Origin of the sequence: Rhodococcus sp. CX, from assembly GCF_015865005.1 — a bacterium.
In the GTDB taxonomy this organism is placed as follows: Bacteria; Actinomycetota; Actinomycetes; order Mycobacteriales; family Mycobacteriaceae; genus Rhodococcus.
The window spans coordinates 30,215-30,481 of the sequence record NZ_JADZGH010000272.1 but is presented as its reverse complement, the minus strand read 5'-3'; the positions used below and the strand labels follow the sequence as shown (position 1 = coordinate 30,481).

General features: G+C 67.4%; 1 pseudogene. It reads right to left on the bottom strand.

The features are described from left to right. Positions 1–267, bottom strand: a pseudogene (locus I0Q12_RS34455) (DUF2662 domain-containing protein); the annotation flags it as partial.

Sequence of the window (267 nt, the reverse complement as noted above, 5' to 3'; positions counted from 1 at the left end):
GCGTAACCCGGGTCTGCGTAGCCCTGGTTGCCGTAGGCCTGCTGGCCGTACGGCTGCGGCTGGTAGGCCTGGTCGGCGTAGCCCTGGTCGTAGCTACCGGGCTGGCCGTAGCCGTTCTGGTAACGGTTGTCGCCGTAGGGCTGCTGGTAGTCGCGGCCGTACTCCTGGCTGTAGGCCTGCTGCTGGTCGTAGCCGCCACCGTAGTTGCGGTCGTCGTAGCCGCCCTGCTGGCCGTAACCCTGCTGGTCGTAACCCTGACCCTGATCC